Below are 25204 nucleotides of genomic sequence, written 5' to 3'. Positions count from 1 at the left end.
GAGATGCTTAAACTCGATAAAATCACAAAATATTACGAAGTTCCTGAAACCACTATTCGAAGAACGGTTTTAGATGAGCTTTCTCTTGAAATTAACAAAGGAGATCGAATTGCGATTTTAGGACCATCTGGTTCTGGAAAAAGTACTTTGCTAAATGTGATGAGTTCTCTAGATGTTCCTAATTCTGGAACTGTGCGAATTGATGGAGATGAAATTTCATCTTTAAATTCAGATCAACTAGCTCAGTTTCGAAATAAGAAAATTGGTTTTGTTTTTCAATCACATCATTTATTGCCTCAATTGAGTTTGCTTGAGAATGTTTTGTTGCCTTACCTACCAGAAAAAGATAAGACTGTTAAAAAAGAAGCAGAGCAAAGAGCATTGGAACTATTGGAATTTGTGGGATTGTCTAATCAAATTCATCAACGACCAGGGCAAATGTCTGGTGGCGAGTGTCAGCGTGCAGCAGTTGTTAGAGCTTTAATTCACGAGCCTAAGCTAATCTTAGCCGATGAGCCAACTGGCTCTCTTGATAAGGAAAGTGCTGATCAACTAGCAAAACTATTTGTGAGAATCAACGAAGAGCAAGCTGTCACCATGGTGGTCGTAACTCACTCACAGGATTTGGCTCAACATATGAATCGTATTTGCCGTATTGAAGATGGTAAAATTAAAGAATAGCGAATTTAGAAGATGAATTTATATCAATACATATCACGAAGTCTTTGGTTTTTCAGGAAGCAGCATTTAGCAGTCTTGTTGGGAACTTTAATAAGTACGGCTGTTTTGACAGGGGCTTTAATCATTGGCGATTCCGTAAAGTATAGTTTGCATCAGTTGCTAAATATGCGATTGGGTGAAATTGAATATGCTATGCCAACTGGCGATCGATTTGTGCGTTCTGATTTGGCAAAAGATTTATCTCAGGAACTCGACATTAAGGTTCAAGCTGTTTTAAGTGTGAAAGGTTTGGCTATTGAGTCAGAAACTCAAACTCGACTAAATGGCGTACAGGTTTATGGTATCGATAATTCCTTCTCAGAATTGTCGGAAGAAGGTATGCCTGAATTGAAAAAGGATGAAGTGGCTATAAGCCGAAATCTTGCAGAAAAGCTAGGTTTGGTTAAAGAGGATGAATTCTTACTAAGGGTCGAAAAAGCAAATTTAGTGCCTGTAAATGCACCTTTTGTTTCCGATGAAGATCAATCTTTAGCCCTACGATTAAGCGTGAAAGCGATACTTGATGATAAACAACTTGGACGTTTTAGTTTGAGAAGTAATCAGGTGGCTCCTTATAATATATTCATCTCAAGAGAATTTCTTGCTGAAGAAATGGAATTGATGGGAAAGGCTAACCTTTTATTGGCTAGTAGTAAGGGTAAAGAACAAATTTCCGTCTTAAACTTAAATGAGATTCTAGCTAAGAAATGGCAAGTTGCTGATGCGGGTTTAAATCTAAAAGAGCTTAAAGAGCAGTCGGTTTTTGAGTTGAGTTCTGATCGTATTTTTATTGATGAACCAATTGCCAACGAAATTCAGAAGATGTGTTTGCCAAAGGATGCCTTGCTTACTTATTTTGTGAATGGCTTGGAATCGAAAACAGGTAAAACGCCCTATTCATTTGTCACAGCCATAGAGAAGGAAGATATGTTTTCTGATATCCGAACGGATCGAATTCATATTAGTTCGTGGTTGGCAAAGGATTTAAAATTGAAGATTGGTGATAGTCTTAGCATGAATTATTTTGTGATTGGCGCTTTACGTTCACTGGAAGAAGAGAGTAGGAAATTTCTCGTTTCGGGCATATTCTCTGAAAAGACTAAGAAATTAGATAAGGCTATGATGCCTTCATTCCCGGGATTATCAAATGCAGGTTCTTGTAACGATTGGGATGCAGGTATTCCTATCGATTTTACAAAGATCCGAGATAAGGATGAGGCTTATTGGAAAAAATACAAGGGAACGCCTAAGGCAATGATAGGTATGTCCAGTGCTTTGAATATGTGGAGCAATAAATACGGACAATACACGGCTTTCCGATTCTATAAAGAAGACAACACCCTTATAAGTTTAGAAAAGGATATTTTGGAGAGGTTACACCCTTCAATGCTTAACCTCAGTTTTATATCGGTTCGAAATCAGGGAGAGAATGCTGCCAATAATATGGTTGACTTTGGTGAGCTATTTCTGAGTTTAAGTTTCTTTATTATTGCTGCTGGTATTCTACTTACTTTATTGATTTATGCCTTAAACCTTGAAAGTAGAAATCAGGAAACTGGAATACTAAAAGGGCTAGGTTTTAATGATAGAAAAATATTGAAAATTCGTTTCCTTGAGTCTTTACCTACAGTAATTCTCGGTGGAATTCTAGGTAGTTTAATTGGAATAGCATACAATCAAGCCATAATTTGGGGATTGAATTCTGTTTGGCAGGATGTGGTTCGTACCAATATGATTCAGCTAGATGTACAATTGCAAACTTTAATAACAGGCGCTTTCATTGGAATGATTATCGCTTTGCTATCGGTTTATTGGGTGAGTAAAAAGAATTTGAAGAAATCAGTAATAGGCTTGATTCAGAATACTCAAGCGATTTCTAATACAGCTAAGAAGAAGCGTCTTTCACTTTTAATTGCAGGATTTACATTCGTGATCTCACTTCTAATTACAGCCTATGCTTTTGCAAGTTCAGAGATTCTTAATGCTGAATTACTGATGTCGTCTGGTGGTTTGTTGATGATAGCTTGTTTTGCGGCCTTTTATTACTTTCTGATTGTCAAGGACGAAACAAACGGTAAACATGTGCCATCCATAATGGAATTGGCAATTAAAAATGCTGCGAGAAATAGGGGGCGAAGTTTGACGACTATTGTGCTTTTGGCTCTTGGATGTTTTTCTGTCATGATTACCGGAGCCAATCGTAAAACATTTGTTGATGCTGAAAATTCTGCTCAATCGGGAACTGGAGCCTATAAATATTGGATAGAAACCACTTTGCCTGTCTTGAATGATATTAATACGGATGAGGGAAAAGAAAAACTTGGTCTGGCTGGAGATTCAATTATTGATGCTGTTGATTTTGTGCAATTCCGAAGTCTGGCTGGTGACGATGCATCTTGTTTAAATCTTAATCAAGTAAATCGACCTAGGGTATTAGGCTTTCAAGCTGATAAGTTTGACGAGCGAAAAGCTTTCTCATTTGCAAAATTACACCAAGCTGTTGATCAAGATCATCCTTGGTTAGCCCTAAATCAAGACTTTGGAACTGATGTAATTCCTGCCTATGCTGACCAAACAGTGATTGTTTGGGGACTTAAAAAAGCGGTTGGCGATACGCTACAATATAAAAACGAATTTGGAAAGACGATCAAGTTGCTTCTGATAGGAGGTTTGAACAATTCTATCTTTCAGGGGAATATCCTGATTTCGGATCAAAATTTCCAAGCGCATTATCCATCGGTAAGCGGTTCTAAACTTATTTTAGCTGATAGTAAAAATGAAGTTTTCATCAATACGATTGAAGACCAGTTACAAGATTATGGACCACAGATTCAAAAAGCCAATGAACGATTGGCGGCTTTCTATTCTGTTGAGAATACTTACCTGAATATGTTTATGCTACTGGGAGCGCTAGGTGTTATGATTGGAACCTTAGGTTTAGGTATCGTTTTGCTTAGAAACATGCTTGAGCGCAAAAAAGAGCTGGCTCTTTTAAAGGCATTGGGCTTTGAGCAGAAAAGCATCTTTAGATTAGTCATGATTGAAAATCTATTTTTATTGATCGTAGGCTTATTAAGTGGAGCTTTAGCTGCTTTGGTAGGTATGTTACCATCCTTATTTTCCGATGCTTTTTCAATACCTGTAGGTTTTGTATTACAAGTAACAATTGCTATTCTAGTTTTTGCTTTGATATCGATTTACATTCCAGCAAAACTGGCTATGAAACAGAATTTGATAGAGAGTTTGAAAAATGATTAAGAATATAATACACCAAATATATATAGCATAGCAATCAAAGAATAACCGACCCGAATCAATAACTAACTGAAAGAACAATGAAAAATTTAAGCTTATTAATCTGTTTGGTACTATTTTTCTCATGTACCTCAAAAAAGAAAGAAGTCAGTCAATGGCGCGGTGAAAACCGAACTGGAATTTACGATGAAGCTAACCTTTTGACAGAATGGCCAGCAGATGGTCCTGCCTTATTATGGGAGAACGAAGGAGTTGGTAATGGATATGGCTCGCCTGTGATTACTGATGAGAAGCTTTTTATCAATGGAGAAATCGACAGTTTGGCTTATCTTATTGCTTTCGACCTAAAGGGTACAATGCTTTGGAAAACTGAGTTCGGTAAAGATTGGATGAAGAATTTTATTGGTAGTCGTTCTGCTCCAACCATTGTTGATGGCTTGGTATATGTTGCATCGAGTATGGGTGATGTGGCTTGTATTGATACGGAAACAGGTGAGAAAAAATGGAGTTTAAATATGATAGAGAAATTTAAGGGTAAGAATACTCGTTTTGGCTATTCACAATCTCTTGAAATTGATGGTGACTTGGTGTATTGCGCTCCAGGTGGCGAGGATGTTAATATTGTTGCCCTTGATCGATTTACAGGTGAAACAAAATGGACTAATAAAGCTTTTGGTGAGGTTCCTGCATACTGTTCGCCTACTATATTAGAGTTTCCTACTCGTAATGTTTTGGTTACTTTCTCTGATAACGCACTTTTTGGCTTAGAATCGACAACAGGTAAATTGCTTTGGTCTCATATGCAAGACACACTTTGCGATATTCATGGTAATACGCCTATCTACGAAAATGGTCACCTTTATTATGTGGCGGGATGTGGAAATGGAACGGTTAAACTTGAAATCTCTAAGGATGGAAGTGAGATTACAGAGGTTTGGAGAAATAAGAAGCTCGATAATATTATGGGTGGAGCTGTAAAAGTGAATGGTAAGATTTTTGCATCGGGACACCGTAAAAAGAAATGGAAAGCTATTGACGCCACTTCAGGCGAGATGGTTGATAGTTTAAAATTTGGTCGTGGAGCAACAATTGCAGCTAATGGTCTTTTGTATTGTTATAATGAGCAAGGAAAAGTAGCCTTGGTTAAAACTGAGCCTAAGATGGAGATCATAAGCCAGTTTAGAGTTAAGAAAGGAACGAAGGAGCATTTTGCTCAACCCGTGATTAATAATGGTATCTTGTACATCCGTCATGGCAATGTTCTATTGGCATACGATATAAAAGCTCAAGGATAAATCTAAGTTATAAGGTGTGAGATTTTGGTCTCACATCTCATTTCTAATTATTCAAATTATTGAAGATGACGAAGAAAATATTTATTTGTGGTTGTGAGAAAGATGGGAAGATTGAGAAGAAATCTGTAGAAAGATTGATTCATAGTCTGGAGGAAAAGAATATCGGTTATACGTATATCGAAGATCTTTGTGGAAGTGTGCTTAAAACGCCTGAAGCTTTGGATAGCTTATTTACTGCAGAGGATGCTCTTGTTTTTGGATGTCAGTCTCGCGCCATGCAGAACCTAATAGACAATAGCGGAAAAAAATCACAAGAGAATAAAACAGAGTATTATCATATAGATGATGAGGATGGCAATAAGCTTGTAGAATCAGTAAAAACTGATAATACAAAAGCTCTTAAAATAAAATATGCCGATGAATGGAAACCTTGGTATCCAGTTATCGATTACGAGCGTTGTAACGGTTGTAGAAAATGCCTTAACTTTTGCTTGTTTAGTGTTTATTCAGTTGAAGATGATGGAACTGTTGTAGTTTCTGCTTCGGCCAATTGCAAGGATATGTGTCCTGCTTGTGCCCGTGTTTGTCCGCAAAATGCTATTATTTTCCCTAAACATGCCGAGAGTCCTATCGATGGTGGAGAGGGTGAAATCTTCTCGGGAGATAATGTATTGGAACAAATTCAGAACGATGATGTGTATTCTGTATTAAGTGCACGTAGAAGTAACTTTAAGGTTTCTCTTTTGAAAAAGGAGCAAATTAAAAGGGCTGAGGAAGAAAGAATACATTGTAGTACGAAAGAAGAACCTGAAGTAAAGGCCTGCGAATGTAATTGCAAAAAGGAAATTGAGCCAGATTGTGATTGCAAGGATGAGGGATCGGAAAAGAATTGTGGCTGCTAATAAGAAATTTGAATATGATTTTTAAGTTAGGGAATAGAATAATGCGTCAGGTCGACTTCCGATTACTTTGGAAGATAGCTTACAACCTCGGTTGGAAAGGTATGCGCACCGTGGCAAAGCATAAGAAACGATTGAAGAAGGGTGAGTTATTCCCTGCTTTTTTAATGATTTCATTAACGGATAACTGCAACCTGAATTGTCAGGGTTGTTGGGTGAGTATTGACAATAAATCCAAGGGTATGGATGTTGATACACTTAATAACGTGATTGAATCCGGAAAGAAGAAAGGATCGTATTTCTTTGGACTCTTAGGAGGAGAACCACTAATGTATCCTCACTTATTTGAAGTGATGGAGAAGCATTCTGACTGTTATTTTCAACTCTTTACGAATGGCACACTTTTATCCGACGAATATGCTCAGCGTATGCGTCAGTTGGGAAATGTATCACCATTGATAAGTGTTGAAGGCTTAAAGGATGTGAGTGATGTTCGCCGTGGAGCGAATGATGTTTATGGTAGAACCATGAAGGGAATTGAAGCATCTGTAAATAGTAAACTTTTTACGGGTGTTGCCACTTCGGTTTGCAAATCGAACTTTAAGGAATTGGTTAGCGAAGACTTTATAAATGCTTGCATCGAAAAGGGTGTTCATTACCTGTGGTACTATATTTATAGACCAGTGGGAGCACGCCCAACAACAGAATTGGCTTTGTCTGAAGAAGAGATTCTTGAACTGAGACAGTTTATGGTTGATATTCGTGTTAAAGCACCACTGATGATTATTGATACCTATTGGGATGGAGAAGGTAAAGCGATCTGTCCAGGTGCTATTGGTTTGAGTCATCATATTAACCCATTTGGAGATATTGAATTTTGTCCTCCTATACAATTTGCTAAAGAGAATATTGGCAATGGAAAAGATTTAGATTCTGTGATTGAGAATTCTGATTTCCTAAAGAGCATGCGAACTCGAATTAATGATAAGACTCAAGGCTGTATTCTACTTGACGATCCAGAATATCTAAATTCAATATTGCAGGACTCTGGAGCCTATGATTCATCGAATAGAAATGCAGGTTTTAAGGAGTTGAGTAAAATGCGACCATGTGCAGGGCATCATATGCCTGGGAAAGAAATTCCTGAGAAGAGTTTCGTTTACCGATTTGCCAAGAAATATTCCTTTTTTGGATTTGGAGCATACGGATAAACGCACATTGATTGTGTTCACTGAGCGGAGCCGAAGTGGAACCGAAATGTGTTAATGAGAGGAAATGTTTAAGAATCGTACAATTTAGCTATTTGTAAAATGATATTAAGAAAAGATAAGCCTTCAGGGAATTTAGGTAATAGCTTGCCTCAGACGCCTGAAAAACTGAAGCAAATTCGAGACCTTATTCGCGATTATGCAGCGGAAAGAGAATTAGTTCCCCCTTTGCAGGAGGAAGAGGTTATTTTTCATTCTGGAGAATTGATTAAGAAACATCCTGAGCTTTTCTTGTATCAAAAGCTATTGGCTGTCATGATTAACAACCATTCATGGCGCGATATTGTATCAGGTATTCCTTTTAACAGACGAATTTTACTTCTACCTAAGTGTATTGCTCATTCTACTGAATGTCCAGCTCAATTCGACGAACTGGGTCTACTTTGTGAGCAGTGTGGGAAATGCGATATTTCAGATATACTGACTCAAGCTGATGAATTAGGTTATCACACACTAGTGAGTGAGGGAACAACAACAGTTACAACTTTACTAACCTCTGGAAAGGTTGAATGTGTAATAGGAGTCGGTTGTTTACATTCTTTCGAACGATCATTCCCTCTTGCTATAAAGGAAGCGGTTCCATCAATTGCCATCCCCTTGTACAATAACAACTGTAAGGATTCTAAAGTTGATGAAATTTGGTTGAATGAAGTTTTGCCTATCCGAAAAGAAAGCAATTGGCGAGGATGGATTAATATTGATGCTCTAAGGTCGGAAGTTGATTCATGGTTTGAGAAAGAGCAATTAGAGAATATACTGGATGGTGATGATAAAAGTTCACAGATTTCCAGAGATTGGTTGGCTGAAGGAGGGAAGCGTTGGCGTCCATTAATTATGGTGGCCGTTTATAAAGCTCTGATGGGAACAGAAGTCAACTTGGATGAATGTATTCAGAAATTAGCCGTTTCAATTGAGAGTTTTCATAAGGCATCATTGGTTCACGACGATATAGTTGATGATGATGATGAACGTTACGGAAAGCCTACACTACATAAGCAATACGATACTTCAGTTGCCATTAATATTGGCGATCTAATTTTAGGCTACGGCTATCAACTCATCTCGGAGTCGGGCGCAAAACATATACGGAAACTTTTGAAAGTTGCTGCTCATGGGCATAGAGATTTGGCTATTGGGCAAGGTGAAGAATTGCTTTGGCGACGAAATAAGGAACTTTTGTCTGTTGAGAAAATCATTAAGATATTTAGTTTGAAAACCTCACCTGCTTTTGAAACTGCGCTTCAGTTTGGGGCTATTATATCGGATGCTAGCGATGAGGTGATAAATGTTTTATCTGCATACAGCTCTTCTTTAGGGATAGCTTATCAGATTAAAGATGATTTGGAAGATTTCAACCTAGAGAATATCGACAATACGTTTAATACCATTCAACCTTCTTTGGTAACTGCTATTATTAATCGCGATCATCCTCATAAGATGGGAGTGTGGTTTAAAGACTTTCAAAATGGAGACGACCTAAGTAAAAAAGAGATTTGGAAGCAAACCGAAATTCGCGAAGGCATAAAAGAAGCAGAGAAGATGTTAGAAGATTACAAGCTGATGGCTTTAACTAGCATTAAAGATCTGAAAAATCCTGCTTTGAAAATATTACTGACCCGTCTTTTGAATAAAATTCTGAATGGATGAGAAATTGCAATCAGGAGATATTAAAGGCTCTTTTTAAGACAAAGGATTTGTTGAGCGATGAGGCTTTGCATGAAATCAGATCTTTTGTACGTTCCCAACATTTTGGAACAGGTGGTTTTAAAGATAGAGCTGGAAAGCCTGATATTTACTATTCGGTGTTTGCTTACACATTAGCATTAGCTTACGATATTAACCTGGATATTGAACAAGAGCAAGAATTCCTTAAGACATGGAATAATGAGCACGATTTTGATTTGGTGCATGCAGTCTGTTATATCCGATGTTATTTATTACTTCAAGTTATTCAGCAAAAGCAGAAGTTTGGTCTTAAGCTTGATGTGCTCGATTCAGAAGGATTCCTTGCTAAGATGGCAATGAAAAACCTGATAAAAAAAGCCAAGAAAAAATGTCAAGTTCAGTTTGAACAGATCAATACCTATAAATCAAAAGATGGTGGATACAATCACAATAGGCAAGCTGCTGATCAGGCAACTGTGTATGCATCTTTTTTAGTTTGGACACTCTTTCAAGATTTGGATGAGGATAAAAACTGTTTGAATGAGATAAGTCATCCAATTTCCAATTTAAAATGTTCCGATCATTCATTTGCCAATGATAGTTCTTCATCAACAGGGGTGACTTCTGCAACTGCTGCAGGCCTAATTATGACACTCGACCATAATGCCACTAAGCAAGGAGTTATTGACTACCTGATGCATAGTTATACGCCGAGAGGTGGCTTTAAGGCTGCGCAAAATCTACCTATTGCCGATACACTTTCCACAAGTACGGCACTACTAGCAATTTATATGGCTGGTGAAAATTTACAAAGCCTGTCCGATAAGTCTATTGATTTTATTAATTTGCATTGGGATGAGTCGGGAGGTTTCTTTGGCAGTATTGCTGATATGACCTGTGATGTTGAGTATACTTATTATGCCCTTTTAGGAATTGGGATCTTATTATAATTCTACTGAATTTATGGACGAAAAGAGGAAACAACTTTTTCAAAGCTTAGAGCAAAAAATTATTTCATTAAGAAATGAGGATGGATTATGGACTGGACGATTGTCCAGCAGTGCTTTGTCAACAGCTCTTGCTATTTTTGCTTTGTGTCAATTCGATAAAGAAAAGTATCGCAATGAAATAAGTCAAGGCTTATCGTGGCTTATAGCTAATAGAAATGTTGATGGCGGCTGGGGCGATACAATTAGAAGCCAAAGTAATTTAAGTACAACACTATTAACTTGGGCTGCTTTTTCTATAGTCGAGGGAGAAGAGACATATCAAGAACCGATTCAGGATGCTGAGGCATGGTTGAAAAAAAAGCTTGGCAATCTTGAACCAGAAAGAATCAGTGAAGCCATATTGGATCATTATAATAGTGATCAAACCTTTTCAGTTCCAATATTAGCCATGTGTGCCATTTCGGGCCGATTAGGTGAGAAAGGATGGAAATTAGTACCGCAACTACCTTATCATTTAGCGATATTCCCGAATTGGATGTTCCGCTGGCTTAAACTATCGGTAGTGAGTTACGCTATACCAGCTCTTATTGCTATTGGCCTTGTGAAAAGTCAAAATTCGCGAAAAGGAATATTAAGGCGAATGATTCGAGCTATCTGCCGTAAAAGAGTTTTGAATGTACTTAAAGCTAAGCAGCCTGATAATGGTGGCTTTTTGGAGGCAACCCCCTTAACGGCTTTCGTTTTGATGAGTATGGTTAAGGCCAATTATAAAGAGCTTGAAGTTTGTGATAAAGCCAGTCAATTTCTGGCTAAGTCTATTCGAGAAGATGGAAGTTGGCCTATTGATACGAACTTATCCACTTGGGTAAGTAGTTTGTCATTAAATGCCTTGAGTCCTGAGTCCCTATCAAAACTCGATAAGCAATCTGAAGTTAAATCCAACTTGTTGGAGCAACAATATAAGGTAGTTCATCCTTTTACTCAGACTAAACCTGGAGGTTGGGCTTGGACTAATCTGCAAGGAGGCGTTCCTGATACCGATGATACATCTGGCGCATTAATTGCTTTACATCATCTTAATAAGGATGAGACGATATCTTTAGACAGTGTGAAGAATGGTATTCTATGGCTGATGCACATGCAGAATAGTGATGGTGGATTCCCGACTTTTTGTAAGGGATGGGGAAAGTTACCTTTTGATTGTTCTTGTCCTGATATTACTGCTCATGCCATAAAATCATTCGTAGTCTGGAAAGAAAAATACGATAAGAAATTTCAGAAGAAAATAGATAAGAGAATTAAGCGTGCTATTCAGTATTTAGAGAAATCGCAATATCAAAATGGTTCATTTATGCCACTCTGGTTTGGGAATGAGTTGGCAGAACATCATCAAAATCCGGTTTACGGAACGTCAATTGTTCTATATGGTCTTTCCGAACTTAAAAAAGCAGGCTATTTAGGACTCGATGCGATGATGGCGAAAGCGATTCGTTTTTTGTCTATGACGCAACACCATCGTGGAGGCTGGGGAGGCGATAAAGATTTGCCACCAAGTATAGAGGAGACCTCTTTGGCTCTTCGTGCAATGGCAGCTTGTGGTAAGGACAGTTTAGCTCAAAGAGCAGTAGAGTGTTTGCTTGAAATTATTCCTGAGAATTTGGACGATATAAAAGCGACACCAATTGGCTTATATTTCGCATCTCTCTGGTATTACGAAGATATGTATCCATTGGTATTTGCTTGTTCGGCACTTAAGGAGATGGAATAATTTATTTTGAACTGAAATGATTTAATGATGGAAAGCATCCTGACGAAATATTTCGAAAGAATATATGAGCGTAATCTTACAATAGATGAGGAAGCATCTATTTTGAATTCGTTCAAACTTGAGACCTTTAAGAAAAAGCAACTTGTTTTTTCAAATGGAGAAGCCAATACCAAACATTACTTCGTTACAAAAGGCCTTCTACGTTTATATATAATTGATCCGTCAGGTAAAGAATTTAATGTTTTATTTGCCAAGGAAGGCCAAATGATTGGTGATTTGGCTACACCGCTCCCGACTTCATTTTTTTTAGAAACGATAGAAGAAAGTAGTGCATTCTCTATTGAGGATGATCAGTTGCGAGATTTAACGAGTGATTTTTCAAAAATAGTAGCAACTATAAAGCGCTCTTATATTTTTCTTCAAAAGCGTTACATTTCAATTCTATCGAAAACAGCTGAAGAAAATTATGAAGATCTAATTACCGAATACCCCGATTTGGTAAAGCGTTTGCCACAGTATCATATTTCATCTTATTTGGGTGTTACTCCTGTTTTTCTTAGTCAGATAATGGCGAAGCGAGCAAGAAAAAGATAAGTGTGTCTTTTTTTATTAAACTAGTTTATTTTTTTCGATAGTCACCTCTCGTATGTTTGTCATGTCAAAACAATAAAAATATAGAGATATGAAAAAAATAGGATTATTTATATTGATGGGTTTATTATTCATTAATAATGTAGATGCTGAGGGACCAGCAAAAAATGTAAAAGAATTTAAAGTTCAAGTATCAGAAAGTAAAGTATTCTGGACTGGAAAAAAACTTTCAGGTGAGCACGTAGGTGTTATTTCTCTTAATAATGGAGAAATCGTTTTAGATGGCGACAAGTTTGTAGGTGCAAAAATTAACATCGATATGTCATCTATTATTTGTACTGATATTACAAATGCAGATTATAATCAGAAACTTGTTGGGCATTTAAAATCAGATGATTTTTTCTCTGTAGCTAAGTTCCCAGAATCAAATTTTCAGGCAACACAGTTTGATGCTATCTCAGGAGCGAAATCTGGCGAAGCAAATTATACCGTTAAAGGTATGTTGAGTATTAAAGGTGTTAGCCATGAGATTAGTTTTCCTGCTAAACTAGAGATCAAGAATGATATACTCCAAATCGATGCTACCCTATCGGTAGATAGAACGAAATGGGATATCAAGTATGGATCAGGATCCTTTTTCGATGGATTGGGTGATAAAATGATTCACGATAAATTCAATCTTAAATTTCAGTTGGTTTCAAAACTGAATTGATAAAAAACTTCGTACCGTAAATAAAACTAACGCCCTCTTGCTAGCTAAGCAAGAGGGCGTTCTTTCGCTCCTAGAGTCGCGTTGAAAGGCAGGTTTTCCGCTCATAGAACTCGCAAGCAAGCCACATGCAACTAATATCCCTTCCCGAATACGAAACTCATTTCCCGATCAAGCTCAATAAGCTGTGGGCTATCCGCTACACCCCTTAACGCAAAATCTAACCTCCTAACAAGCTTTTTGAGGGTCTCACTGTTTGGTGAGGCTCTCAATAATCATACCCTGACATGCACATCACGCCTATAGTCAGAGCATGATATCCCAGGCTTAAATTAGTATTTTTTGATCTATGTATAAATAAAAAGGTTTCACTTTTAATATAAATAATTGTTTATTGAAACTATTTTATATAGATTTACAATACACTAATTGATAATTAAACATAGAAAATGAGAAACGTATTGAATAAAGAGCAGAAATCAGGTATTCTATTATTGCTATCATCAAAGGCACTTGAAAGGTTGGCCTTCTATTTAATTATGGCAATACTTATTCAATATATGACGGATTCTTTAAATCTGGAATTAGATAAAGCAGGAATTTATTATGCTATTTTTTATGGAGTGATAGGATTTACATCACTATTTTCTGGACTATTAGGCGACCTACGAGACAGAACTAAGATTGTTAAGATCGGCTTTATTCTTTTGTCCGTAATGTATCTAGCATTTATTTTTCTGCCAAGTGTAAGTATTGTAACTGTCATTTCAATCATTCTATTAGGACTTGGAGTAGGGCTCATATCACCCAATATTACGGTCTTTCTTGGTAATATTTATAATGAGAAAGAAAATGAAGTAATCGGTTTGCCGGGGTTTATTTTTCTTTCAATTGCTATAAATATAGGTGCATTTATAGCACCACTCCTTTCCGTTTTTCTAAAAGATAATTTTGGCTATAATTCAATATTTTTTGTTGCATTTGTTTTTGCCTTGATATCACTAATTCTTTTTCTAAAATTCAAAAATCAATATAATAAGCTCAACTTAATTGCTGAACAGAAAACTAATTTAGGAAGTGTTACAACTAAGAAACTAAATACATTAATATTGGTTTCAATGTTTTCAATTGCCGTATTAATTAGGTTTGCATTGAATCAAAAGGGCTTGACTTTCACCTTTGCAGTAAGGGATTATTTAGGGAGTAGTGTGGACTTAAGTCAAACTCTAAACAGTATCGAAGTGTATATTTCGATAATTTTCTTACTTGTATTTTCAGTAATTGTGATTCGAATGAAGAAGTTAAATTGGGGAAAGATTTTTAATCTAATAATGATTGGTCTAGGTTTTTCAATTGTAGCATTCGTTTTAATTGCAAGTTTTACATCCTTATCTCAAATGATTGATGGAAAGAGTTTATTCGTTCAGTCATATATATTCCTAATAATAGCCGAGACGCTTATTTCTCCAGCAATAATGTATTCGATTTACCGAAGCTCACCCGTAAAATACAAAGGACTTTTTCAAGGCGTCACGTATTTTGTAATGGGAATAACAAATAGTCTATTGTTTTTGGGGGCTTTACTTTATGAAAAAAACAACTCAATGGCTTTTACTGTATTTGCAATAATGCTTTCTATTGGGCTTGTATTGATTATAGCTTTAAAGAGGGGAGTGAATCAAAAATTGATTGCCATAGAAGAAAATGGAATTAATGTCGATAACAAAAGCTAAATTTGATTGACTTGCATCTTTGGTGGTCCGATGAGGCAACGGTTTTAAATCGCCCACTAATTATGGCAAGAATGCTTACAACTAAGAAAAAAAAATGACACTAAAGGGAGACATATCAAAATCTGAACATATCGATTGGAAATATATACCAATTACGATTCAGAAATTAGAACTCGATAAGAAATATAAAATAGCTCTGATTGTAGCTTTTGGATGTTTTTTCGGCCTCAGATTAAAGAGCATATTAACCATTCGTTGGGAGGATGTTCTAAATAAAGAGTCTTTCGAAATTGAAGATAAGAACAAACTAAGGACCATCTTTATTATAGACGACATTCGAAACCTGATCAATAGAATTCATATAAAATTGGGATCAGCAGAACTGGATCAATACATATTTTTAAACAACAGTGGCAAGCAGGTTTTGTCCTCACAATATGTCAATAAGCAAGTTAAATTGCTATTTACTAAGTACGAAATACCTTATCAGAACCTTTCGTCTGACAGTTTTTTAAAGACCTTTTGTATTAAATATTTAGAATCGAAAGACTTTTCGACCGATGCCAAAAAGTGGATATCAAAAATACTAGGACATGCATCCTGGACCATTACTGCCAACTTTTTAGGCTACTCAGATAATTCAGATGATAAGGACAACTATAACGCCTTCTCTATGGATATGGATTTTTAACATGACAATTAAGTATTGAAAATATGAGTAATAATTAACCCAACATAGTTTAATAGTAAAATTTAACCAAAGTATTAATCACTTAATAAAACTTTAAAATGGAAATTGTAACAATTATTATCTTTCTCGTAATCGCGATATTATTTTTCGTCTTTTCGATGATCATCGTCAATCAGAAGGAAGCCAAAATTATGCAACGCTTAGGTAAGTTTCATTCTGTACGTAGAGCGGGTGTCAGCTTTAGAATTCCACTTATCGATCAAGTCGCAGGGATTCAGAATTTACAAATTCAAGAATTACGTGTTCCAGTAGAAACCATTACGAAAGATAAAGTGACTTTGAAAATTGAAGTGGCTATTCAGTACCTTATTAAGGCAGATGTGGATAGTATTCAGAACTCTTTTTACGAGCTTGCAGACTCTACTGCTCAGATTGAATCCTTTGTTTTTGATGCCGTTAGAGCTGAAGTGCCTAAGATGGAATTGGATATGGTTTACGAAAACAAAGATCATATTGCCAACACCGTAATGGAAGGTCTTAACTCTTTATTATCCAATTACGGATTTGATATTAAGAAAACTTTAGTCGTAGATATTTTACCTGACGCTAAAGTTGTAGGTGCCATGAATGCCATTAACGAGCAGAAAAGACTTAGACAAGCTGCCGAAGAAAAAGGAGAAGCTGATAAAATCTTAATTATTAAAGCGGCTGAAGCTGAAAAAGAAAGTAAGAAATTACAAGGTGAAGGTGTCGCTTTACAACAAATGGCTGTTTTGAAAGGTCGTGAAAAAGCGATTAAAGATTTAACGGTTGGAACCAATATGGAGGTTAAAGATGCTACTGATTTAGTAATGAAACTTATTGATCAGGATACCTTAATCAGCATGGGTGAGAAGAATAAGAATGTCATTTTCATGACCTCTGATATTGGCATAAAAGGACAGGTGATGGAAGCTATGGTTGGGGCAGATGTAGTTTCGAGTCATCAGAAAAACTAAAGCTAGAATCATAAATAGACATTAATTAAAATAAACGCCATCTTGCTAGCTAAGCAAGAGGGTGTTTTTTTAATAAATATGTTTTGCCTCTGCTACCGCAAGATTTTGATTTAAAAGAAAGGTAGGTTGTACAATCGCATGCTTCTAGTATGAGCTGTATATTCTAAAAGGCAAAACTTGCCGCTTTAGTTTAGTGAGGTATTTTGAAATGAGTGTTAACGTATTGTTGCTCTATTACCTTTAATATGACTCTTTGTTCGTAGCGGTTAATAATTCATCCTCAGTTTCCATTTTAAGAATTCTTTGATCTACTATGAATGTAGCAATGGGAAATAAAGATGCAGCCAAACAAATGAGTGTTTTCATGAGATTCCACTTCTTTTTTATGGCATAATAGACCACCCAAACGCAATATAAGATGAATAATATACCGTGAATGCTGCCAACGATCTTATTGGGTAGCCCCATCTCAAACCCATACTTAAGAATAATGGTTGGGATCAATAAGAGGTAAGAGATTCCTTCTATAATAGCAAGGATACGTAGCTGACCAAGAACTGTGCTTAATTTCATTCTATTTGGTTTTGGATTGACTCGTTTATTCTGTCAATTTTCAATTCATATTTTTTGAACAGGACAAAGATTGAAAATTTCTTGAATCTTTAGGTAGGCAATTCCCTCAATCTCATACGAAAAGTCTTTTTCAACACCTACAATCTTGAAGTAGGGCAGGGCATAAAAAAAGCCCAAACTCTTGTGGGAGATTGGGCTTTATATTCTAGAAGGCAAAATATGCCCTTAGTGTGTCTACTTTTTTAAGATTTTATCAGCAACTACTTGAGCATCTTGGCAATATTTGTCATTACCCTTTAGAGTCCACTCGCCAGTTTTTTCGATATAAAACTTAACTGTTTTCTCTACAACTTCGTCATAACCACCATCGGCTGTTAGCATTTCTTGCACCTCTGCATTGTACTCAGCTCTTGTTATTTCATCTTTCAACACTAAATCCCATCGTTTATTAATACGCTTAGATTTTTCCTTGTAAATTGGGTTTGTCGTTTTAAAAGCCATTAAAAAAAGTGAAAGTGCTTTCGCTTCTGGTGATGGTTTTGATGTTAATTTTGCCATGGTCTTTGTTATCTATATTAAATAATGAGTCAAATGTAGTTTAATATTATCATTCGATTCTTTTTCCATTGGCTTTTTCGCACGACGCACAACTTGTTGATAGGTGCAATTGTGCATATATTTTAAAAATATAGAACTGAAAAGTGCGCTATACATACCTTAATTGGTAGAATAAGCGCAGCTCTTTCAATCATCTGATTTTTAATAATATTCTCATCAATTATTATAATCCGCCTTTAATCATCTCCTTGATTTTAATAGCTTTCTCAAAGTGATCAAGTTTATGTGTCTTAATCCACCATTCAGCTACTTCCATTAATAATTGAGGCTTATCGTTTTTATTAGCAAAGAAAGCATAAAATGAAAGTCCAACATTCTCTCCCTTTTTCTCAATCTTACTATTACAGATTTCTAAAATTCTTTGCCTAACTGTTTCGTTCATATTGATTGGTATAGAATTTCTTTTTTGCTCGTTAATAACTTGTTTATAACAAGCATATGTCTGTTGTTTCTAATATCTCTTAAGAAAAAAGTGCTGTAACACCGCCAAATAGGAGGGGTAGCAACACCTTAATATAATATTCTCTAATTTATGAGATTATCCTTTTTTTATGATTCGCATTCCAAAACGTACTGAGCCGTATCTCTACTTTTCTGCTCCAAGAGTATGCTTCTACCTTCTGTCATTTGCTTAATAGAATCGGTATTGTAATGGCGAATGGTAATTAATTCAAGGCTGTCATTGTATCTCACTTCGTAATCTGCTTTAAGAGCTTTAATTAACTTATCTATGTTTTTGCTATTATCAACACATAGCGAAAAGCTGATTGCAGAATTCTGAGTTAAGTTTACTTTAAGCCTATACTTAGCTATCATCGCAAAAATTGAACCTAGATTTTCTTCTATTACGAACGAATAGTTTTTCGGACGAATAGAGATCAATATTTGATCCTTTTTCTGAATAAAGATTGGGATTTTCACATTCTTTTCAATTGGAGCCGTACTAACCATCGTACCTTGTTCATGAAAATTGATGAATGAACGAACAAACATGGGAATCTTCTTCTCGCGAAGTGGTTGAATGGTTTTAGGGTGAATAACCTTTGCACCAAAATAGGCAAGCTCAATGGCCTCTTGGTACGAAATTCGTTTTAATTGCTTAGCATCAGGTAACCATTTTGGATCAGCATTCATCACGCCAGGTACATCCTTAAGAATTGAAACTTCTTCAGCATCTAAAATATTAGCAAGTATGGCAGCTGTATAATCTGAACCTTCTCTACCAAGCGTTGTTGTTAAATTGGAGGTGGTTCCACCTATAAAACCTTGAGTAATGTATATAAAGGTATCATTGAAAGTAAAAGCATTTGGGATTAATTGTCTTGAGAGCTCCCAGTCGACTTTAGCTTCACCAAACGTATCATTGGTCTTTAAGTATCTTCTAATATCAAGCCATTTATTTTTCACACCTTTTTGACGAAGGTATTCAGAAATGATAGTGGTTGATAAAAGCTCGCCATAGGCTACAATCTGATCGTATTCAAATTCGTAATTAAGCGATGCTGGCTTTTGAAGATAAGTGTTTAGCTCATTAATTAAAGTTTCAATTTTCTCAAAAGAAGCTGTGTCCTTTTTTGAAAACAAGGTCTCAATTATTTCAAAATGATATGCCTTTACTTCTTCGAATTGCTTTTGAACCAAATCAATTTTCTTATGAAAGAAATCATCGACTATTTGTTCGAGGGCATTAGTGGTTTTCCCCATAGCTGAAACGACAATTAGGCTCTCGTTCTTATAAGATTGTACAATCTTTAAGAAGTTTTGAACACCTAATGCTGAGTTCACCGAGGCTCCACCAAATTTAAAAACATCCATTTTTATCTGATTAAAATCTGAAAATAAAAAAAACGATAATCATAAAAACTACCGATATATGAAAGTAGTAAATAAACTTCATGCTGAAAGTCTTGTTGTATTTTTTTAACAGAAAACAAGCTCGCACACGTTTGAAATAAGCTTTAGGAGGTTTAATAAAATACATTAACTTTATGGCACCAAACAAGACCAAACCAAAAGCCAAAAAAAAATGACTGAACACAATAACGTTCAAACTCTGAATCAATTCATTATTCAGCGTCAGGCTGAATATCCAAACGCTTCAGGAGAATTATCACGTTTACTACATCACCTTGGAATTGCATCTAAAATTGTTAACCGTGCTGTAAATAAAGCAGGATTAGTTGATGTTTTAGGAGCTCATGGTGATCAAAATGTACAAGGTGAAGATCAACAAAAGTTAGATGTTTTCGCAGATAACCATTTCATAAGTGCAATGCGAGCAAGTGGCGAATGTGCTGCAATTGCTTCGGAAGAGCAGGAAGACATGATCATTTTTGATGATGAAATGGGACGTAATGGGAAATATGTTTTTTGCATGGATCCATTAGATGGTTCTTCAAATATTGATGTGAATGTTTCAATCGGAACAATCTTTTCGATTTATCAGCGAGTAAGTAAAAAAGGTGAGTTGCCAACCAAAGAAGACTTCCTACAAGAAGGAACGAAACAAGTTGCTGCAGGCTATGTGATTTATGGTTCTTCAACCATGCTTGTTTATTCAACAGGTAATGGTGTAAATGGATTCACGCTAGATCCTTCAATTGGAGAATTCTGTTTGTCACATCCTAATATCAAGACACCAAAGAATGGAAATATTTATTCCATTAACGAAGGAAATTATATTAATCTTCCTGCAGGTGTAAAGAAGTATATTAAGTACTGTCAGGAAAAAGACACGAAGACCAATCGACCTTATACATCTCGATATATTGGATCATTGGTAGCCGATTTTCATAGAAACTTACTCAAGGGCGGAATCTTTATTTACCCTAATACAAGTAAAAATAGTAATGGTAAGTTACGTTTGCTTTACGAATGTAATCCAATTGCTTTTATAGCAGAGCAAGCGGGCGGTAAAGCTACAAATGGAATTGAGCGTATCTTAAAAATCAAGCCAGAATCAATTCATCAGCGTGTACCTTTTTACACAGGTTCATCAGCAATGGTAAAGAAAGCTGAAGATTTTTTGGACTTTTTCAATAAGATCTAAACCGGTTTTAGAAAATAAAATATTTTAAAGCAGGACTAATTAGTCCTGCTTTTTTTGTTGAACGAACCATTAAAATATCAATTAGAATTCAATAATCTGATACAATTATCTATTCCCAAACAATTTCCCTAAATTTGTGAGCATTACAAAAAAGGAGAGAAATTGGAATTAGATCAGATTGTCAACTTATTTAATGAGCATCCCGCTCGTTATAGCATCCAGAAATTTATAGAACAAGAATCTCAAACTAAGGTTCATATTAAAGGCTTGCAAGGTTCAGCTTTGGCTGTCTTGGCTGCTTCTCTGCCGAATGAGAAGAAAGCTCAAGTTTTTGTTTTGAATGATAAAGAAGAGGCTGCTTATTTCTATAATGACCTTTGCACTTTGATGGATGACAAACAAGTCCTGTATTTTCCTTCATCTTTTAAGCGATCTGCCCAATACGAAACGACTGATAAATCCAATATTATACTGCGTGCTGAGGTCTTAAATCGCTTACTTACGAATCAGAATCCAAGTTATATTGTCACTTTTCCAGAGGCTATAGCCGAAAAAGTTATTAGTCAGGCACAGCTGGAAGAAAATACCCTTAAGATAAAAGTCGGTGAGAAGTTATCGCCGGAATTTATCGAAGAAGTTTTGGTCGATTATAAATTTGAGAGAGCTGATTTTGTAGTTGGACCTGGTCAATATTCCATTCGTGGTTCCATTATCGATATTTTCTCTTTTTCAGATGAATACCCTTATCGTATTGATTTTTTTGGAGAAGAAGTCGATTCAATCCGTTCATTCGATATTGAGAATCAATTGTCGAAAGAGAAGAAGAACACAGTTGATATCATTCCTAATATACAGGAGAATTTGAATGATGAAGCACGAATCCCTTTTTTCAAGTTTTTACCAGAGAATTCGATCTGTTGGATAAAGAATGTCGCTTTTATTGCAGATAGAATCAATTCTATTTTTGAAAAGACAATAGAGAAGAAAGCTTATATCGAGTTTGGTGAGGATAGGATAGCGGCACAAGATTATTTAATTCAAGGTCCTGATTTTATCGATCAAATTAATGCTTTTGCTGGTTTGGAGTTTGGACAGAAATTCTATTTCCCTGCTGAAAATATTATTCAATTTAACCAAAGCCCACAGCCAGCTTTCAATAAGAATTTTGATTTATTAGGTCAAGAATTATTGAATAATAATGCCAAAGCATTTGAAAATTATATCTTTTCGGATAACCCTAAGCAAATAGAACGTATTCACAATATATTTGATGATAAAGGCATTGAGGTTCTTTTTACTGATGTGAACCGCACCCTACATCAAGGCTTCTCAGATTCTGACCTTAGAATAGCTTGTTATACCGATCATCAGATTTTTGATAGACATCATAAGTTTAAATTAAAGAACGCAACGGTTCATAAGGCTAAAGAAACAGTTACCCTAAAAGAAATAAACAGACTTCATCCAGGTGATTTTATTGTGCATTCTGATCATGGTATTGGTCGTTTTGGAGGTTTGCAACGTATAGAAACAAATGGGAAATCGCAGGAGGTTATTCGTTTAGTGTATAAGGATGATGATATTCTTTTCGTGAGTTTGCATTCTCTGCATAAAATATCAAAGTATAAAGGTAAAGATGGCAGTACGCCGAAAATATATAAACTTGGGACTGGTGCTTGGCAAAAGCTAAAAGACAAGACCAAGACCAAGATCAAGGATATTGCTAAAGATTTGATTTTGCTTTACTCAAAACGAAAAGCAGAAAAAGGCTTCCAATTTAGTCCCGATAGTTTTATGCAAGATGAGCTCGAGGCTTCTTTCATATATGAAGATACGCCAGATCAGGTAAAGGCAACCAAATCGGTGAAAGAAGGAATGGAATCCCCTTTCCCTATGGATAGATTGGTTTGCGGTGATGTTGGCTTTGGTAAAACAGAGATTGCTATTCGGGCTGCATTTAAAGCTGTAGCAGATAATAAGCAGGTTGCTATTCTTGTGCCAACAACCATTTTGGCATTTCAACACTTTAAAACTTTCAGTGATAGACTAAAGGATTTTCCATGTACTATCGATTATATCTCTCGAATGAGAAAGCCGAAGGATCAGAAAGAAACTCTTAAGGATTTAAAGGCTGGTAAAATTGATATATTAATAGGAACGCACCGAATAATTGGAAAGGATATCCAGTTTAAAGATTTGGGTTTATTAATTGTTGATGAAGAGCAAAAGTTTGGTGTGTCAGTAAAAGAGAAGTTGAAGCAAATGAAAGTTAATGTCGATACTTTGACATTAACAGCTACACCTATTCCTCGTACGCTTCAGTTTTCATTGATGGGAGCTCGTGATTTATCCATTATAAATACGCCTCCTCCAAATCGATACCCTATTGCTACTGAAATTCATAATTTCAACGAAGATATTATTCGCGAAGCGATTACTTACGAGGTCGAGCGAAATGGTCAAGTCTTTTTTATCCATAATAGAGTTCAGAATATTCATGAGGTGGAAGCCATGTTGCATCGTGTTGTTCCGGGTATTTCAACCATTGTGGCTCATGGGCAAATGGATGGGCCTAAGCTTGAGAAAATTATGCTTGAATTTATTCGAGGTGATTACGATGTCTTAATTGCAACGACAATCATCGAATCAGGTCTTGATATTCCAAATGCGAATACCATTTTAATCAATAATGGACAAAATTTCGGATTGAGTGAATTACATCAGCTACGTGGTCGGGTTGGTCGATCAAATAAAAAAGCATTCTGTTATCTTCTGACTCCACCAATGGAATCTATGACACAAGAAGCTCGACAGAGATTGAACGCCATAGAGAGCTTTTCGGAACTTGGAAGTGGTTTTAATATTGCCATGCAAGATTTAGATATCCGAGGTGCTGGTAATTTATTAGGAGGAGAACAGAGTGGTTTTATTTCCGATATTGGATATGAAACCTATCAGAGAATTTTGAACGAGGCTATACTTGAATTGAAAGAAACGGAGTTTAAGGATGTTTTTGCGGAAGAGAAAGTACAGGAAGAAACTGAATTTAAACGATTCATTACCGATTGTCAGATTGATACAGATTTGGAAGTTCTATTCCCAGAATCCTATATAGAGAGTATATCGGAACGTATTCGTTTGTATCGGGAGTTAGATAATATTCAAACCGATGAAGAGATTGAAATATTTACAACCCAGCTGAAAGATAGATTTGGTGACATTCCAGAGGCATCAATTGAATTGCTTAATGTTGTTCGATTAAGATGGTTTGCTTTAGATTTGGGTATTGAGAAATTGATTCTTAAATCGAGAAAAATGGTTTTATATTTCGTGAACGATCATCAATCGGCCTATTATCAGTCGCCACAGTTTTTAAAAGTTCTTGCTTTTGTGCAGTCACAAGCCTTGCCATGTAAAATGAAGGAATCGAAACATCGATTAAGCTTGAGTTTTGAGAATGTGACAAGTATTAAACATGCAACTGATGTTTTGTCAAAATTTTCAGAACCTGTAAATTTGTAAGATAGATATGAATTTAATTATCGACATAGGAAATACACAAACGAAGTATGCACTCTTTCATAATGAAGAAATGCTTGAATTTTGTGTGTCTCAAGCTCAGGATATTGCTTTGGTTGAGAAATGGCAAAAGAAATATACAAGCTTGAGTGCTGCTATTGTATCCTCAGTTCAAGGGAAACCCGATGATTTTCTTAAAGTATTGGGTTTAAAAATTCCCCAATTGATTTTTTTTGATCAGAATACTCCAACACCTTTGGAGAATCTTTATGAGTCGAAGGAAACACTTGGTTACGATCGATTAGCTGCTTGTGTGGGAGCTAATACACTTTATCCTAATGTAAACCTTTTGGTGATTGATGCCGGAACGGCTATCACCTTCGATTTTGTCAATAATGAAAACCAATATCTTGGAGGAACCATTTCGCCGGGCTTGAATATGAGGTTTAAGGCCTTGAATACATTTACAAAGAAATTACCCTTGCTTGAAAAGTCAGATACGTTTGATTTATTTGGGAAGAATACGACTCAGGCGATTACTTCGGGAGTTCAGAATAGTCTCCTTTTTGAAATTGAAAGCTATATTCGTCAGCTCAAGGAAAAATATCCTAAAGCTAAAGTTATCTTGACTGGGGGGGATTCTGAATTTATTCATTCGAATTTGAAAAATGAGGTTTCTTTAAGTAAGGGGCTTTTATTGAGTGGATTAAATGCAATTCTTAATTATAATAATTCCTAATATTGAGATTATCCCATAAGACTTTGCAGCTTGTTAATTTATTTATAGTTTTGCACTTGTCAGAATTTGGAGATCTCTAGGCTTCCAGTTGTATTATCTTCTGTTAAGCTTTTTTAACTATTAGATATTGAAATTGGTATATGCTTTGCCATGAGATTAATTAT

At 35.9% G+C, this 25204-nt stretch carries 20 protein-coding genes; 16 read left to right on the top strand and 4 right to left on the bottom strand.

The window, feature by feature from the left end; translation table 11 throughout:
- The first annotated feature begins 3 nt into the window (after positions 1 to 3).
- The 13 genes from ACXR6G_RS15915 (at position 4) to ACXR6G_RS15855 (ending at position 16542) form a co-directional block, all read left to right on the top strand.
- Complete coding sequence (locus tag ACXR6G_RS15915) at positions 4 to 681, top strand: ABC transporter ATP-binding protein (protein ID WP_458362434.1); 678 nt, start codon at positions 4 to 6, stop codon at positions 679 to 681.
- 12 nt (positions 682 to 693) lie between these two features.
- Entirely contained in the window at positions 694 to 3978 is a 3285-nt protein-coding gene (locus ACXR6G_RS15910) for an FtsX-like permease family protein (protein WP_458362433.1), read from the top strand.
- Between the two features lie 77 nt (positions 3979 to 4055).
- Complete coding sequence (locus ACXR6G_RS15905; protein ID WP_458362432.1) at positions 4056 to 5270, top strand: PQQ-binding-like beta-propeller repeat protein; 1215 nt, start codon at positions 4056 to 4058, stop codon at positions 5268 to 5270.
- Positions 5271 to 5335: 65 nt separating this feature from the next.
- Positions 5336 to 6172 (top strand): ATP-binding protein, encoded by an 837-nt coding sequence (locus tag ACXR6G_RS15900; protein ID WP_458362431.1) that lies wholly within the window; start codon positions 5336 to 5338, stop codon positions 6170 to 6172.
- 14 nt (positions 6173 to 6186) lie between these two features.
- Positions 6187 to 7380, top strand: coding sequence for a radical SAM/SPASM domain-containing protein (locus ACXR6G_RS15895; protein WP_458362430.1), 1194 nt, complete (start codon positions 6187 to 6189; stop codon positions 7378 to 7380).
- 99 nt (positions 7381 to 7479) lie between these two features.
- A complete protein-coding gene (locus ACXR6G_RS15890) occupies positions 7480 to 9084 on the top strand; it encodes a polyprenyl synthetase family protein (protein ID WP_458362429.1) in 1605 nt (534 codons plus the stop codon).
- Positions 9081 to 10052: a prenyltransferase/squalene oxidase repeat-containing protein gene (locus ACXR6G_RS15885; RefSeq protein WP_458362428.1), complete on the top strand. Its 972-nt coding sequence runs from the start codon at positions 9081 to 9083 to the stop codon at positions 10050 to 10052. Before ACXR6G_RS15890 ends, ACXR6G_RS15885 begins: the two co-directional genes overlap by 4 nt.
- 13 nt (positions 10053 to 10065) lie before the next feature.
- On the top strand, positions 10066 to 11820 hold the full coding sequence (locus ACXR6G_RS15880) for a prenyltransferase/squalene oxidase repeat-containing protein (RefSeq protein ID WP_458362427.1): 1755 nt from the start codon (positions 10066 to 10068) through the stop codon (positions 11818 to 11820).
- A gap of 24 nt (positions 11821 to 11844) precedes the next feature.
- Positions 11845 to 12414: a Crp/Fnr family transcriptional regulator gene (locus tag ACXR6G_RS15875; RefSeq protein ID WP_458362426.1), complete on the top strand. Its 570-nt coding sequence runs from the start codon at positions 11845 to 11847 to the stop codon at positions 12412 to 12414.
- Between the two features lie 88 nt (positions 12415 to 12502).
- Positions 12503 to 13123: a YceI family protein gene (locus ACXR6G_RS15870; protein WP_458362425.1), complete on the top strand. Its 621-nt coding sequence runs from the start codon at positions 12503 to 12505 to the stop codon at positions 13121 to 13123.
- A gap of 446 nt (positions 13124 to 13569) precedes the next feature.
- The gene (locus tag ACXR6G_RS15865; RefSeq protein ID WP_458362424.1) at positions 13570 to 14853 is read left to right on the top strand and encodes an MFS transporter; all 1284 of its coding nucleotides are present in this window, start codon (positions 13570 to 13572) and stop codon (positions 14851 to 14853) included.
- A gap of 94 nt (positions 14854 to 14947) precedes the next feature.
- Positions 14948 to 15544, top strand: a complete 597-nt coding sequence (locus ACXR6G_RS15860; protein WP_458362423.1) for a tyrosine-type recombinase/integrase — start codon at positions 14948 to 14950, stop codon at positions 15542 to 15544.
- 98 nt (positions 15545 to 15642) lie between these two features.
- A complete protein-coding gene (locus tag ACXR6G_RS15855) occupies positions 15643 to 16542 on the top strand; it encodes an SPFH domain-containing protein (RefSeq protein ID WP_458362422.1) in 900 nt (299 codons plus the stop codon).
- A gap of 240 nt (positions 16543 to 16782) precedes the next feature.
- On the opposite strand, the gene ACXR6G_RS15850 is transcribed toward ACXR6G_RS15855, so the two are convergent.
- The 4 genes from ACXR6G_RS15850 to ACXR6G_RS15835 form a co-directional block, all read right to left on the bottom strand.
- Positions 16783 to 17115 carry a DUF3817 domain-containing protein gene (locus tag ACXR6G_RS15850; RefSeq protein ID WP_458362421.1) on the bottom strand — a complete coding sequence of 111 codons (333 nt, stop codon included), beginning with the start codon at positions 17113 to 17115 and terminating at the stop codon, positions 16783 to 16785.
- A 234-nt stretch (positions 17116 to 17349) separates the two neighbouring features.
- Complete coding sequence (locus tag ACXR6G_RS15845; protein ID WP_458362420.1) at positions 17350 to 17673, bottom strand: hypothetical protein; 324 nt, start codon at positions 17671 to 17673, stop codon at positions 17350 to 17352.
- A gap of 223 nt (positions 17674 to 17896) precedes the next feature.
- Positions 17897 to 18115 (bottom strand): DUF6500 family protein, encoded by a 219-nt coding sequence (locus tag ACXR6G_RS15840; protein ID WP_458362419.1) that lies wholly within the window; start codon positions 18113 to 18115, stop codon positions 17897 to 17899.
- A 167-nt stretch (positions 18116 to 18282) separates the two neighbouring features.
- On the bottom strand, positions 18283 to 19548 hold the full coding sequence (locus ACXR6G_RS15835) for an aspartate kinase (RefSeq protein WP_458362418.1): 1266 nt from the start codon (positions 19546 to 19548) through the stop codon (positions 18283 to 18285).
- A 211-nt stretch (positions 19549 to 19759) separates the two neighbouring features.
- Here ACXR6G_RS15835 and fbp point away from each other — a divergent pair, with 211 nt between their 5' ends.
- The 3 genes from fbp (at position 19760) to ACXR6G_RS15820 (ending at position 25040) form a co-directional block, all read left to right on the top strand.
- Complete coding sequence (fbp, locus tag ACXR6G_RS15830) at positions 19760 to 20782, top strand: class 1 fructose-bisphosphatase (RefSeq protein ID WP_458362417.1); 1023 nt, start codon at positions 19760 to 19762, stop codon at positions 20780 to 20782.
- A 162-nt stretch (positions 20783 to 20944) separates the two neighbouring features.
- A complete protein-coding gene (mfd, locus tag ACXR6G_RS15825; RefSeq protein WP_458362416.1) occupies positions 20945 to 24304 on the top strand; it encodes a transcription-repair coupling factor in 3360 nt (1119 codons plus the stop codon).
- A 7-nt stretch (positions 24305 to 24311) separates the two neighbouring features.
- The gene (locus ACXR6G_RS15820; RefSeq protein ID WP_458362415.1) at positions 24312 to 25040 is read left to right on the top strand and encodes a type III pantothenate kinase; all 729 of its coding nucleotides are present in this window, start codon (positions 24312 to 24314) and stop codon (positions 25038 to 25040) included.
- The last annotated feature ends 164 nt before the right edge of the window (positions 25041 to 25204 follow it).

The sequence above is a fragment of the Ancylomarina sp. YFZ004 genome, from assembly GCF_054254355.1.
This window is presented reverse-complemented; position numbering and strand designations above follow the sequence as displayed.